This window comes from Sulfitobacter delicatus (genome assembly GCF_900102535.1).
GTDB lineage: Bacteria > Pseudomonadota > Alphaproteobacteria > Rhodobacterales > Rhodobacteraceae > Sulfitobacter > Sulfitobacter delicatus.
In genome coordinates, this window is the sequence record NZ_FNBP01000002.1 from 567,481 (window position 1) to 579,517 (window position 12,037).

At 62.8% G+C, this 12,037-nt stretch carries 13 protein-coding genes; 6 read left to right on the forward strand and 7 right to left on the reverse strand.

From position 1 onward, the window contains the following. Window positions 1-174: 174 nt before the first annotated feature. Together BLS57_RS05995 and BLS57_RS06000 are read right to left on the reverse strand one after the other, a co-directional pair. Window positions 175-2,349: a thiamine pyrophosphate-dependent enzyme gene (locus tag BLS57_RS05995; protein WP_093740137.1), complete on the reverse strand. Its 2,175-nt coding sequence runs from the start codon at window positions 2,347-2,349 to the stop codon at window positions 175-177. Window positions 2,350-2,488: 139 nt separating this feature from the next. Continuing rightward, window positions 2,489-3,712, reverse strand: a complete 1,224-nt coding sequence (locus BLS57_RS06000; protein WP_093740139.1) for an acyl-CoA dehydrogenase — start codon at window positions 3,710-3,712, stop codon at window positions 2,489-2,491. Window positions 3,713-3,810: 98 nt separating this feature from the next. Here BLS57_RS06000 and BLS57_RS06005 point away from each other — a divergent pair, with 98 nt between their 5' ends. After that, on the forward strand, window positions 3,811-4,701 hold the full coding sequence (locus tag BLS57_RS06005) for a LysR substrate-binding domain-containing protein (protein WP_093740141.1): 891 nt from the start codon (window positions 3,811-3,813) through the stop codon (window positions 4,699-4,701). A gap of 129 nt (window positions 4,702-4,830) precedes the next feature. Next, window positions 4,831-5,154, forward strand: a complete 324-nt coding sequence (locus tag BLS57_RS06010) for a cupredoxin domain-containing protein (protein WP_139186612.1) — start codon at window positions 4,831-4,833, stop codon at window positions 5,152-5,154. A 64-nt stretch (window positions 5,155-5,218) separates the two neighbouring features. Here the strand turns inward: BLS57_RS06010 and BLS57_RS06015 are convergent, their stop codons facing one another. Together BLS57_RS06015 and BLS57_RS06020 are read right to left on the reverse strand one after the other, a co-directional pair. Continuing rightward, the gene (locus BLS57_RS06015; RefSeq protein ID WP_093740145.1) at window positions 5,219-5,632 is read right to left on the reverse strand and encodes a VOC family protein; all 414 of its coding nucleotides are present in this window, start codon (window positions 5,630-5,632) and stop codon (window positions 5,219-5,221) included. 192 nt (window positions 5,633-5,824) lie between these two features. After that, window positions 5,825-7,381 carry a bifunctional metallophosphatase/5'-nucleotidase gene (locus BLS57_RS06020; RefSeq protein ID WP_093740147.1) on the reverse strand — a complete coding sequence of 519 codons (1,557 nt, stop codon included), beginning with the start codon at window positions 7,379-7,381 and terminating at the stop codon, window positions 5,825-5,827. A 130-nt stretch (window positions 7,382-7,511) separates the two neighbouring features. Between BLS57_RS06020 and BLS57_RS06025 the strand changes: the two genes are divergently transcribed. The 4 genes from BLS57_RS06025 to arsC are packed head-to-tail and all read left to right on the forward strand — an operon-like array spanning window position 7,512 to window position 9,668. After that, window positions 7,512-7,862 (forward strand): DUF952 domain-containing protein, encoded by a 351-nt coding sequence (locus BLS57_RS06025; RefSeq protein ID WP_093740149.1) that lies wholly within the window; start codon window positions 7,512-7,514, stop codon window positions 7,860-7,862. Beyond that, the gene (locus BLS57_RS06030) at window positions 7,859-8,290 is read left to right on the forward strand and encodes a DUF1330 domain-containing protein (RefSeq protein ID WP_093740151.1); all 432 of its coding nucleotides are present in this window, start codon (window positions 7,859-7,861) and stop codon (window positions 8,288-8,290) included. The genes BLS57_RS06025 and BLS57_RS06030 overlap by 4 nt, the downstream gene beginning before the upstream one ends. Continuing rightward, window positions 8,287-9,330, forward strand: a complete 1,044-nt coding sequence (locus BLS57_RS06035; protein ID WP_093740153.1) for a quinone-dependent dihydroorotate dehydrogenase — start codon at window positions 8,287-8,289, stop codon at window positions 9,328-9,330. The genes BLS57_RS06030 and BLS57_RS06035 overlap by 4 nt, the downstream gene beginning before the upstream one ends. Beyond that, on the forward strand, window positions 9,327-9,668 hold the full coding sequence (gene arsC / locus BLS57_RS06040; protein WP_093740155.1) for an arsenate reductase (glutaredoxin): 342 nt from the start codon (window positions 9,327-9,329) through the stop codon (window positions 9,666-9,668). The genes BLS57_RS06035 and arsC overlap by 4 nt, the downstream gene beginning before the upstream one ends. Here the strand turns inward: arsC and BLS57_RS06045 are convergent. The 3 genes from BLS57_RS06045 to BLS57_RS06055 are packed head-to-tail and all read right to left on the reverse strand — an operon-like array spanning window position 9,665 to window position 11,965. Continuing rightward, entirely contained in the window at window positions 9,665-11,002 is a 1,338-nt protein-coding gene (locus BLS57_RS06045; protein WP_208597528.1) for an MATE family efflux transporter, read from the reverse strand. The two genes, arsC and BLS57_RS06045, sit on opposite strands and share 4 nt — an antisense overlap. 31 nt (window positions 11,003-11,033) lie before the next feature. Beyond that, window positions 11,034-11,546, reverse strand: a complete 513-nt coding sequence (locus tag BLS57_RS06050; RefSeq protein ID WP_093740159.1) for a PaaI family thioesterase — start codon at window positions 11,544-11,546, stop codon at window positions 11,034-11,036. Further along, window positions 11,543-11,965: a PaaI family thioesterase gene (locus BLS57_RS06055; protein ID WP_093740374.1), complete on the reverse strand. Its 423-nt coding sequence runs from the start codon at window positions 11,963-11,965 to the stop codon at window positions 11,543-11,545. The genes BLS57_RS06050 and BLS57_RS06055 overlap by 4 nt, the downstream gene beginning before the upstream one ends. Window positions 11,966-12,037: the final 72 nt, after the last annotated feature.

The window sequence follows — 12,037 nt, forward strand, 5'->3', positions numbered from 1 at the left end:
AATCGACAGTCCCAGCCCGGAATCAAGCCGCAGGCGCCGGGCCATCGCCTGCCCGCCCCCCCGGGTAGGCGATTTGGTAAGGCTGGGCGCAACTCTGAGAAAAATCGCCAAGGCTGCACCATAAAGTGGCATGAACCACCCTTCGCATCACCAACCCGCAGGCAGGCGCCGGCCCTATCCGAGCAACTCACGCGCCGCCGCCACGATCCCCTCCCGCGAGGGCAGCGTCGCCGCATAAGCTGGCCCAGTGGCAATAAAACTATCCTCCGCCGTTAGCCGCGCAAAGCGCTCAACACCGCGCTCCGCCATCAGCGCCATCAGCCCCTCGGCCTGCCCCCCCGTGCGGCGACATTCATCGACGATCAACACAGGCCGATCCCCAATCGCCTCCATCAACGCCGCCTCCGGCAAAGGCGCCAACCAGCGTAAATCAATCACCCGCGCCTCCACGCCCTGCGCCGCCAAATCCAGCGCCGCCTGCTGGCTCAGATAATGCCCGTTGCCATAGCTCACGATCGCCAAATCAGCGCCATCACCAGAAACACCAACTTCGCCCAACCCGATCCGCCGATCCGGCGCCGGATAATGACGCATCCAGCCGCCATCCCCGGCCTCCTCCAAATCGCGCATCGGATAAAGCGCAATCGGCTCAACAAAGACCACCACCCGCTGCTCCTCGCGCGCCAAACGATGCGCCTCACGCAACATCATCGCGGCGTCATCCCCGGCAGAGGGACAAGCAATAATAATCCCCGGAATGTCGCGCAACACGGCCAGCGAGTTGTCATTATGAAAATGCCCGCCAAAGCCCTTCTGATAGCCCAGCCCCGCGATGCGCAGCACCATCGGGTTGCTCCACTGCCCGTCCGAGAAAAATGGCAGCGTCGCCGCCTCCCCGCGCAGCTGGTCCTCGGCATTGTGCAGATAGGCCAGAAACTGGATCTCGGGCATCGGCACAAAACCGTTATGCGCCATGCCAATCGCCAAGCCCAAAATGCTCTGCTCATCCAACAGCGTGTCGATCACCCGCCCCGGCCCAAAGCGGCTCTGCAACTTCTGTGTAACGCCATAGACCCCACCCTTGCGGCCCACATCCTCGCCCATCAGCATGGTTTCGGGATGCGCCAACATCAGATCGTGCAAAGCCCAGTTAATCAACCGCGACATCGGCTGCGGGTTGTCCATCTGGCCCATGTCGCTGCCGAAGGCCTCGGCCCGCGCTTCGGCGCTCGGCCCGTTGCTGGGCGCGCAGGCGCGCTTGGGCGGCACAAGGCTCGCCATGACATCCGAGGCCGTCTTCAAGCGGGGACGTTTGACCACCTCGTGAGCAGCCTTAGCCACCGCATCCTGCGTCTCGCGGTAAATCGCCAGCGCCTCTTCGGCCCCCATCCCTGCCTCGACCAACAACCGCGCGGAATGCAGCAAAGGATCATTCGCCTCATCCGCCTCAACCTCGGCCCGCGGCAAATATGAAGTCGCCACATCCGCCCCGGCATGGCCATAAAGCCGCACGGTGCGCAGATGCAAAAAGGCCGGCTTGCGATGCACCCGCACATAATCCGCCGCCTCTTTGGCCGCCGCAAAGGCAGCATGCAGGTCGAGCCCATCGCCCTCGAAAAACTTCAACCCCGGCCGGGCAGACATCGACGCTTTGATCCAGCCAGTTGGCGTCTTGGTCGAAATCCCGATGCCGTTGTCCTCGCAGACAAACAAAAGCGGCAAAGGCACGCCCTGCACGGCGGTCCAACAGGCCGCGTTGATCGCCCCCTGCGCCGTGGAATGGTTCGCCGAAGCGTCACCAAAACTGCACATGGCAATCGCATCGCGCGGCAAGATCGCATGCTCCGGCCGCTGCCGCCGCGCCATGCCGATGGAATGCGCGGCGCCCACTGCCTTGGGCAGATGGCTGGCGATGGTCGAGGTCTGCGGTGGGATCATCAAAGGCCGCGAACCCAGCACCTTGTGCCGCCCACCACTCGTCGGATCCTCTGCAGAACAGGCGAAGCTCAAGAGCATGTCGCGCAACATGTCCTGCCCTTCGGCCTGATCGGCCCGGGCAATCTGAAACGCCGCATCGCGGTAATGCAGGAAGGCAATGTCATCCACCCGCAGCGCTGCCGCCACCGCGGCCATGCCCTCATGGCCCGAGGAGCCAATGGTATAAAACCCCTGCCCCGCCTTCTGCATGACCCGGCTTTGCAGATCGAGGGCCCTGCTTAATACCTGCGCGCGATAAAGCTGCTCCAGTGCGCCCCGGTCGAGCGTTTTTTTATCGGAAGTGGAAACAGGAAAATCCCCCGCCGCAACGCGACGGAGGAAGTTCTCATGAACGATAGCAACGCGGTCCATGGGGCCTCTTGAAATAAAACTTCTTGCCTTCGGTGAAAGTATTTTTGGCCAAAAAGAGCGGGGGAGCCCCATTCTTTTTGGCCTCAAATACTTGGAGGGGGGGCTTGGGGGGGAGGAAATCCCCCCAATATACCGTCGTTTAAAAGAACGCCTGCAAGCCGGTTTGGGCACGACCCAGGATCAGCGCGTGCACGTCATGGGTGCCCTCATAGGTGTTCACCGTCTCAAGGTTCATCATGTGGCGGATCACTTGGAATTCACCGGAGATGCCGTTGCCGCCGTGCATATCGCGGGACATGCGTGCCACGTCCAGCGCCTTGCCGCAGTTGTTGCGCTTGACGATCGAGATCATCTCGGGCGCGGCATTGGCGGCGTCCATCAGGCGGCCGACCTGCAGCGAACCCTGCAGACCCAAGGAGATTTCGGTCATCATGTCGGCCAGCTTTTTCTGGAACAGCTGAGTCTGCGCCAGCGGTTTGTTGAACTGTTTGCGGTCCAGACCGTATTGACGCGAGGCGTGCCAGCAGAACTCGGCGGCGCCCATGGCGCCCCAGGAGATGCCGTAGCGGGCGCGGTTCAGGCAGCCGAAGGGGCCTTTGAGACCCTGCACATGCGGCAACAGCGCGTCTTCACCAACTTCGACACCGTCCATGACGATCTCGCCGGTGATCGAGGCGCGCAAAGAAAGCTTGTTGCCGATCTTCGGCGCGCTTAGGCCCTTCATGCCTTTTTCCAGCACAAAGCCGCGAATCTTGTTGTCGTGCTCTTCGGACTTGGCCCAGACGACAAAGACATCGGCGATGGGGGAGTTCGAGATCCACATCTTGGAGCCGGTCAGCTTGTAGCCATTCGCAGTCTTCACGGCGCGGGTTTTCATGCCCGCAGGGTCGGAGCCGGCGTCAGGTTCGGTCAGACCGAAGCAGCCGATCCATTCGCCCGAGCAGAGTTTGGGCAGGTATTTCTTGCGCTGTTCTTCGGAGCCGTAGGCATAGATCGGATACATGACGAGGCTCGCCTGCACTGACATCATCGAGCGGTAGCCGCTGTCCACGCGCTCCACTTCGCGGGCAACCAGACCGTAAGAGACATAGTTGCCGCCCAAGCCGCCGTATTCCTCGGGGATGGTGACGCCCAGAAGGCCCATGTCGCCCATTTCGCGGAAGATGCCCGCGTCGGTTTCTTCATTGGCGAAGGCATCGATCACGCGGGGCTGTAGCTTTTCTTGCGCATAGGCATGGGCAGAATCGCGGATCATGCGTTCGTCTTCGGTCAACTGGCTGTCGAGGCGGAAGGGGTCCGTCCAGTCGAAGGTTCCGAGGTCGGGCTTGTCTTTGGCGCGCAGCGCGGGGGCGTCGGCAGTCATGAGGGCATCCTTTCGGGTGATGTGATTTGCGGCAGTATTGCAAATTGCGCGGGGGAACTCTATCGCTGCTTTGTCCTGTGTTTATGAGAAAAACTCATATGATTGCGCCGCGCCGTTTCCTGCCTTCGATCTCTGCCCTGCTGTCGTTCGAGGCGGTCACCCGGCTTGGCACCGCCACGGCGGCGGCGCAGGAATTAAACCTGACGCAAAGCGCAGTGAGCCGCCAGATCAAGACGTTGGAGGAACAGCTGGGCGTGGCACTGATGATCCGGCAAGGGCGGCGATTGACGCCCACGCAGGCGGGGTTGGAGTATGTGGGACAGGTGCGCGACATCCTAAACCGCTTGGCGCAGGCCTCGGTCTCGGCGCGCACCAACCCCACGGGCGGCACGCTCAATCTGGCGATTCTTCCGGCCTTTGGGATGCATTGGCTGGCCCCGCGCCTGCGCGACTTTGCCCGTGATCACCCAGAGGTCACGGTGAACCTCTCGACCCGGCTGCGGCCTTTTGCTTTTGACGGCAGCCGCTTTGATGCGGCCATTCATTTTGGTCATGAGGACTGGCCCGGCGTGCGCTATCTTCCGCTGCTGCCGGAAACCGTCGTGGCGGTCTGTGCGCCTGACCTGTTGTCAGAGCCGCTGGAGGACGCGCGCGAGATTCGCCGCCTACCCCTGCTGCACCTTGAGACCCGCCCCCGCGGCTGGGCGCGTTGGCTGGGCACTCTGGGCGAGACCGAAGACCCGCCGGTGGGCATGATGTTCGACCAGTTCTCGACGATGGCGCAGGCGGCGATCCATGGCTTGGGCGTGGCGCTGCTGCCGACGTTCTTTGCCCGGCCCTATCTTAATGATGGGCAGTTGGTGCTCGCCGCCGCCCAGACCACCCAGAGCATCGGGAATTACTACCTCGTCTGGCCCGAGGACCGGGATGAGACCGGCGCGCTGGTGTCCTTCCGCAACTGGCTGGCCCAGCAGGCGCAGGCGGACTGAGCGCCCCAAGCTTTCAACGCTGACGCCCAAGTTATGCCGTATTCGCGCGTTATGCACAGGCATATCTGCCCGATCCGGGCGACCAAAAGGAGCATGATGATGCTGAGTTCATTCCGCAAAGGCGCCGGCATGCTTGCCGTCGTCACAACTGTCTTCGGCGCTACCGGCGCGCTGGCCGAGGCTCGCAACGTGCTGATCGTCGACGGCGCTTATTTCCCCGCGCTGACCCATGTGCAGCCGGGCGACCAACTGGTCTTTATCAACAACTCGACCACCAACCACACAATCACCGGCGCGAATGACGCTTGGACCAGCGGCCCGATCCCGGTCCTTGGCAGCTATACGCTGGATGTGGATGCTGACACGCCCGAAACATTCACCGGTGCTGGCTCCGAAGCCGATGCGGCGGTGATGGAAGGTGCGATCTCATTTGATGCAGTGGCCACCGAGTAACCGGTCCGACGCTTGATCTAACGAAAGCCCCGCCCTCGGCGGGGTTTTCGCGTGTTTAACCGATTTACTGTGCGAAGACGCGCTCCATATCGGCGAACCCTTTGATCTCAATCGGGTTGCCTGATGGGTCGCGGAAGAACATTGTCGCCTGCTCGCCCGGCTCCCCCTCGAACCGCAGCGAGGGTTCGATAATAAAGTCGACCTCCGCGCCTTTCAGCCGGTCGGCGAGCGCTTTCCAGTCGTCCATCTGCAACACCACACCGAGGTGCGGCATCGGCACCATGTGATCGCCGACCTTGCCCGTCGCCGCGGTGGCAAAAGGCTCGCCCAAATGCAGCGAAATCTGATGGCCGAAAAAAGAGTAATCAACCCAAGTCTCCGTCGACCGCCCCTCTTGGCAGCCCAGCACCTCGCCGTAGAAGGCGCGGGTCTGGTCGAGGTCGCGGACGTTATAGGCAAGGTGGAAGGGGGTGAGCATGGTGGTCTCCTGTCTGGTTGACGCCTGTGTAGCTTGCGGGTGCGAAGGTGCAAGGGGTCAAGCGGTTGGGTGCCGGACGCGAAGCGCTTCTAGCCTGTACTAACGTCGCCCAGGATGCCGCAGTCGCAATAGCCCCCACGAAAAAGGCGCGCCCGGTTGGACGCGCCCTCTCCGGTCAGGTTTGCACCCGCCTTACTTCATCGTGATGCGGCCATCGGTGTAGGGAGTGTAGGTCCCGTCCTTGGCCAGATACTCCGCCGTCACATCGGCCAGGTCGGGGCCGTAGTCATAGGCGTTTTCCGCGTCTTTAAACATCGCATAGCCATCCCCGCCATTGCGGACATAGTTGTTCGACACAACGCCATAGGTCTTTTCCGGATCAATCGGCGCATCGCCGATCATCACGTCGCTAATCCGGCTGCCCGGCTCGGCCTTAGGGTCAAAGGCAAAAGACATGCCCGCGACTTGGGGGAAACGCCCGGCTTGCTCTTCATGCTGGCTCACACCGTTCTCCAGCGCCTCGACCAGCGTCGCGCCGCTGACCTGGAAGGTCGACAGCGTGTTCTGGAACGGCAGTACCGTCAGCACTTCGCCCATGGTCACTTCGCCTGCATCGATAGAAGCACGCAAACCGCCCGAGTTGGAAATCGCAACGTCGATGCCCTGATCCTTCACACGGTCCAACATCGCATCCGAAACAAGGTTGCCCATAGAGCATTCTTGCGCCCGGCAGCTGCCACGTTCGCCATCAATCGCTTCAGAGGTTTCGGCAACCACGCGGTTGCGGATTTCTTCAAGCGGTTTGGCCGCCTCGGCGATCCGGTCCACCGTGGGCTGGTCTTCGGTTACCGCCGCGTCCATGATCAGCGGCTCGCCTTCGGCTTTGGTGATGTTGCCTTCGTCGTCAAAGGTGACGTTCAACTCGCCCAAGAACTTGCCATAGGCATAGGCATGAACAATCGCCGTTTCGCCCACCATCGTCGGATAGGGCCCCTCGGCGCGTTCATTGGTGTTGCTGAGCAGGGTATTGGTATGGCCACCCACGATCACGTCGACGCCGGTGGTCTCTGCCGCGACCTTTTGATCGACGCTATAGCCAGAGTGGCTGAGAACGATGATCTTGTTCACGCCTTTAGCGGCCAACAAATCCACCTCGCCCTGCACCGCCGCAACGGGATCGGAGAAGGTGACATTGTCGCCGGGGCTGGCGAGCTCATGGGTATCCTGCGGTGTCAGACCGATGAGGCCAATCTGCTCCCCGCCCTTCTCGATCACGGTGGATTTCGCCAGCTTGTCGGCCAAAAGCGGTTCGTTCGTGACATCACCGTTGGACATCAGCACCGGGAACTCCACCGCGTCCATAAAGCCGCGCAGCACTTCGGGGCCATCGTCGAACTCGTGGTTGCCCACGGTCATCGCGTCATAGCCCATGTTGTTCATCATTTCGGCCGCGAGCATGCCCTTGTAATGGGTGTAGAACAGCGTGCCCTGAAACTGGTCGCCGCCATCCACAAGAATGCTGTTCTCCGCCCGGTCGCGCGCTTCTGTGATTGCGGTCATCAAACGACCGGAGCCGCCAAAGCACTTGCCTTCGCCATTGTCCTCAGAGCTGCAGGGCCCGTCATATTTGCTGATCGGCTCAAAGCGGGCGTGGAAATCATTGGTGTGCAGGATGGTGAGATTGTACTCAGCCGCGGCCATGCCAGTGCTCAGCGCCAGAACCGCACCTGCGGTCAGGAATCGTTTCATGATAGTTCCCCTGTTGTTTGTTATATCGGCATCGTGGCGCGGTGCCGTGCGCGTGTCAAAGGTCATATTGCCTGCCCCATGGTCACCCTCGGCCCCTTGACCACCGGCCTCGTGGCGGGCATCAGAAGTTATGCTGATTTTTAAGATATTCCGCGCCGACGAATGGGCGGCGCTGCGCAAAGACGGGGCCACCGATGGGGCGCCGATTGATGTCACCGATGGCTATGTCCATTTCTCGACCGCCGAACAGGCCGAGGAAACCGCCGCTAAGCATTTCGCTGGCGTCGATGGGTTGTTCCTGCTGGCCGTGGACAGTGACGCCCTTGGCGACGCGCTGGAATGGGAGCCGTCGCGTGGTGGGGCGCTGTTCCCGCATCTCTACCGCCAGTTGACGATGGATGACGTGCTCTGGGCCCAGCCGCTACCGCTCGTTGACGGGGTGCATCAGTTCCCCGCAGGTTTGGGCGAGGCCAGCGCATGACCGGCTATATCGACCCCGAACGCGCCCAGTTCGACGCTTTCAAGGGGCTGGATCGGGATCAGCAGATCGACATGCTGAACCTCGTGCGCCTGCGCGACAAGGCGAACTACCCTGGCGATCACGAGGCCGCGCGCGATGGGCTGACAGGGGCCGAGGCCTATGCCGCCTATGGCCGCGACAGCGCCCCGGTGCTGGCCCGTGTGGGCGGCAGCATCCTGTGGCGCGGCGCCTTTGACGTGACGCTGATCGGCCCGCAGGATGAAGCATGGGACATCATGTTCATCGCCCGCTACCCGTCTGCCCACGCCTTCCTCGCAATGATTTCGGACCCGGAATATCAAGCCGCCGTTGTGCACCGTCAAGCCGCGGTGGAGACCTCCCGGCTGATCCGCTCCCGCGCCCTGCCGCTGACCGAGGGTTTTGCATGACGCCGCTGCTCGAACGGCTCGGCCTGCGCGCCCTGCACCAGCTTGACCCCGAAGCCGCCCATGGTCTGGCGATCCGCGCTCTGCGCGGCAGGCTAGCCCCTGCCCCCGGCCCGCAGACCTCGCCGCGCTTGCGGACCACATTGGCGGGGCTGGACCTGCTGAACCCGGTTGGGCTGGCAGCGGGCTTTGACAAAAATGCCACCGCCGTCGCGCCGCTGTCGCGTGCGGGTTTTGGCTTTATCGAGGTCGGTGCTGCCACCCCCCTGCCCCAGCCCGGCAACCCGCGCCCGCGGTTGTTTCGCCTGACCGAAGACCGCGCCGCGATCAACCGGTTCGGCTTTAACAACGACGGGATGCAAGCGATCTGCGCAAGGCTTTCGCGCCGAGGGTCTGGCGTGCCGGTGGGGTTGAACCTCGGGGCCAACAAGACCAGCGAAGACCGGGCGGCCGATTTTGCCAAGGTCATGACCGTCGCCCGCGATCACGTCGATTTCGCGACCGTCAATGTCTCCTCCCCCAACACCGAAAAGCTCCGCGATTTGCAGGGCAAAGCCGCCCTCGCAGCCTTGCTTGAAGGCGTGATGGAAGTGCGCGGTGCCACGCCGGTCTTCCTGAAAATCGCCCCCGATCTGACCGAGGCCGAGATCGAAGACGTGGCCGAAGTCGCCCAGAACGCCGGTGTCGCGGCGATCATCGCCACCAATACCACGCTGGACCGGACCGGCCTTGCCAGCGCCCATGCGCCTGAGGCGGGCGGCCTCTCGGGCGCGCCGTTGTTCGAACGCTCGACCCTCGTTTTGGCGCGGCTCTCGGGGCTGACGGACATCCCGCTGGTCGGTGTCGGGGGCGTCTCGGATGCCGAAACCGCCTACGCTAAAATCTGCGCCGGCGCCTCTGCGCTGCAACTCTACACCGCGCTGGTCTTTGGCGGCGTTGGGCTGGTCGAAGAGATCACCACGGGGCTGGACAAGCTGCTGGCCCAAGATGGTTTCGCGAATGTCGCCGATGCGGTGGGCAGCAAGCGTGAGGACTGGCTGTGATTACTCTTTGGCACAATCCGCGCTGCTCGAAATCGCGTCAGACGCTGGCCTTGATCGAAGACGCGGGCGTGCCGGTAACTTTACGCCGGTATCTCGATGATGCGCCTTCGCGGGATGAGATTCTGGCGGCGCGCGATGCGCTTGGGCTGGGTGCCGTTGAGATAATGCGAACGGGCGAGAAGGTGTTCAAGGACCTGAGCCTTAGTAAAGACAGCCCCGAAGACACGCTTCTCGACGCCATGGCTGCCCACCCTATCCTCATCGAACGGCCCATCGCCTTCCGCGATACCCGCGCCGTGATTGGGCGCCCGCCGGAAGCCGTAAGAGCGCTGCTCTAACCCGCCGCGCGCTCCAGCGCCGGATAGCGCAGCCCCAGCGTGATGCCCCGCACCACGAAGGACACCAGCAGCGAAATCCACAACCCATGGTTGCCAAGGTTCGGCACCAGCAACAGCGCCACCGCGACATAGAACAGGAACGACACCAGCATCATGTTGCGCATATCGCGCGAGCGGGTGGCCCCGATGAAGATGCCGTCGAGCATATAGGCCGCGCAACCCAAGAGCGGGGCCGCGACCATATAGGGCAGATAGAGCCGCGCAACGTCCTGCACCTCGGGCGCTTTGGCCATCAGATCAATGATCGCCCCGCCCGCCAATGCAAACGCCAGCGCCAGCAGCACGCTGACCAAGAGCGCCCAGCCCGAAGTCAACACCGAGCCGCGCCGCAGGACTTCACGCTGGCCCGCGCCATAGGCGCGCCCGACGATGGCCTCGGCGGCAAAGGCAAACCCGTCCAGCCCGTAAGAGGTGATCATCAGGAATTGCAGCAGCACCTGATTGGCCGCCAGTGTGACATCGCCCAAGCCCGACCCCATGAAGAGGAAGGAGACAAAGATCGCCTGCAGCAGCAGCGAGCGGATCAGGATGTCGGTGTTCACCTGCATCATCCGCTTCCAACGCGGCCCGTCAAAGACCTGCACCCAGTCGCGCCAGGCAGGCTGCACGAAGGCTGCGCGGCAGAACCACAGACCAAGAACCGCACCGCTCCATTCGGCAAGGAAAGTGGCAATCGCAACGCCCTCGACACCCCAGCCGAGGCCCAGCACGAACCACAGATCGAGCAATATGTTCAGCCCGTTCATCCAGACCTGCAGTACCAGCACCGCACGGCTGCGCTCTTGGGCAATCAGCCAGCCGGTGATCGCATAGATCGAGATCGCAGCGGGCGCAGACCAGATGCGGATCGCCATATATTGCCGCGCCAGCCCTTCGACCTCGTCGGAGGCGGGAGCCACCTGAAAGGACGCCCAGAACAGCGGCAGTTGCAACGCCATGAGCACCAGCCCCGCGCCCGCGCCGATCAGTAAGCCGCGCGTCAAGAGGGCCGCGACCTCGCCCTCTTCTCCATTGCCAGCAGCCTGTGCCGTTAGCCCGACGGTGCCCATGCGCAGAAAGCCGAAAATCCAATAGAGCGCCGAAAGGATGATCGCCCCCAGCCCCACCGCGCCGATGGGGGCCGCTGCGCCCAACTGGCCGACCACGCCGGTATCCACCGCGCCGAGGATCGGCACTGTGGCGTTGGAAATGACGATGGGGATCGCGATCTTGAGCACACGGCGGTGCGTCACCACATCGCGGGCGGCCAGCGTGCCGCGCTCGACCGCCCGCAGATCAGCGTCGGTAAGCGGTTCGGCCTCCGTCTCAGCCACGCCGCTGGGGCATTACGAAATGGCCCGTGGCCTGGGCGAAAATGCGGCTGCGGTTGTCCTGCCACGCCTCGACATGCACGCTGGCATAGCGCCGCCCGGAGCGGTTAATCCGCGCGCGCGCATAGGCATCGCGTGGCAGACCAGTGCGCAGGTAATCGACGGTGAAATCAATCGTTTTGGGCAGACGCGGCAGGTGGTCCCCATCCAGATTGTCGAGATTCAGTGCACCGCTTTCCATGTCTTCCCAGATCAGCCCCCAGCTGAGCGTGATGATCGCCGTGACCTCCAGAAACGCTGCCGTCGCGCCGCCGTGGAGCGCAGGCAGGATCGGGTTGCCGATAAGTTGGTCGGTATAGGGCATGACGCCAGTCAGCTCATCGCCGCGACGTTCCAACTGGATGCCCAGAAACTGGATGTAGGGCACGCCTTCGACCAGCGCGCGCAGCACCCCGTCGCGGCGTTGTTTGATGACCTGAACTGGCTCTGGCTTGCGACGCTCACTCATTTGTGGCCCTCCACGGTGAAAGTGCCTGTTGCGGTAGCCACAAGGTTCTCGGCGTCCTCATCCGTCGCCGTGGCGCGGACGAACGCTACCGAGCGGGTCACGTGATAGCAGGTCGCGCGTGTGGTGATGGACTGACCGGGGGTCGCAGCGCGCAGGTATTCAATGCGCAGGTCCATCGTCGCCGTGGCCGCCGGGTTGCTCGGGTGGCTCATCACCGCAGCACCACAGCAGGTGTCCATCAGGGCGGAGACCGCGCCGCCGTGAATCACCCCGGTCTTGGGGTCACCGATCAGCTTCTCATCGTAAGGCATGGTGATCTCGGCAGAGCCATCGCCCAAATCACGCAGTTCCATGCCAAGCGCCATGGAATGCGGCAGGGCCTGAATGAACTGGCGCGCCATTTTTAACTTGTCCGACATGCGGTCCGGTCCCTCGCGGCTGGTTTTACCCTTTATCACGGGGGGATAGCGAAAGGGCAAGAGCACCGGTTG

Bases quoted from the DNA above. Each gene is read 5' to 3' on its own strand.
- BLS57_RS05995 (WP_093740137.1), bottom strand. From the start codon at position 2,349: ATGGACCGCGTTGCTATCGTTCATGAGAACTTCCTCCGTCGCGTTGCG.
- BLS57_RS06000 (WP_093740139.1), bottom strand. From the start codon at position 3,712: ATGACTGCCGACGCCCCCGCGCTGCGCGCCAAAGACAAGCCCGACCTC.
- BLS57_RS06005 (WP_093740141.1), top strand. From the start codon at position 3,811: ATGATTGCGCCGCGCCGTTTCCTGCCTTCGATCTCTGCCCTGCTGTCG.
- BLS57_RS06010 (WP_139186612.1), top strand. From the start codon at position 4,831: ATGCTTGCCGTCGTCACAACTGTCTTCGGCGCTACCGGCGCGCTGGCC.
- BLS57_RS06015 (WP_093740145.1), bottom strand. From the start codon at position 5,632: ATGCTCACCCCCTTCCACCTTGCCTATAACGTCCGCGACCTCGACCAG.
- BLS57_RS06020 (WP_093740147.1), bottom strand. From the start codon at position 7,381: ATGAAACGATTCCTGACCGCAGGTGCGGTTCTGGCGCTGAGCACTGGC.
- BLS57_RS06025 (WP_093740149.1), top strand. From the start codon at position 7,512: ATGCTGATTTTTAAGATATTCCGCGCCGACGAATGGGCGGCGCTGCGC.
- BLS57_RS06030 (WP_093740151.1), top strand. From the start codon at position 7,859: ATGACCGGCTATATCGACCCCGAACGCGCCCAGTTCGACGCTTTCAAG.
- BLS57_RS06035 (WP_093740153.1), top strand. From the start codon at position 8,287: ATGACGCCGCTGCTCGAACGGCTCGGCCTGCGCGCCCTGCACCAGCTT.
- BLS57_RS06050 (WP_093740159.1), bottom strand. From the start codon at position 11,546: ATGAGTGAGCGTCGCAAGCCAGAGCCAGTTCAGGTCATCAAACAACGC.
- BLS57_RS06055 (WP_093740374.1), bottom strand. From the start codon at position 11,965: ATGTCGGACAAGTTAAAAATGGCGCGCCAGTTCATTCAGGCCCTGCCG.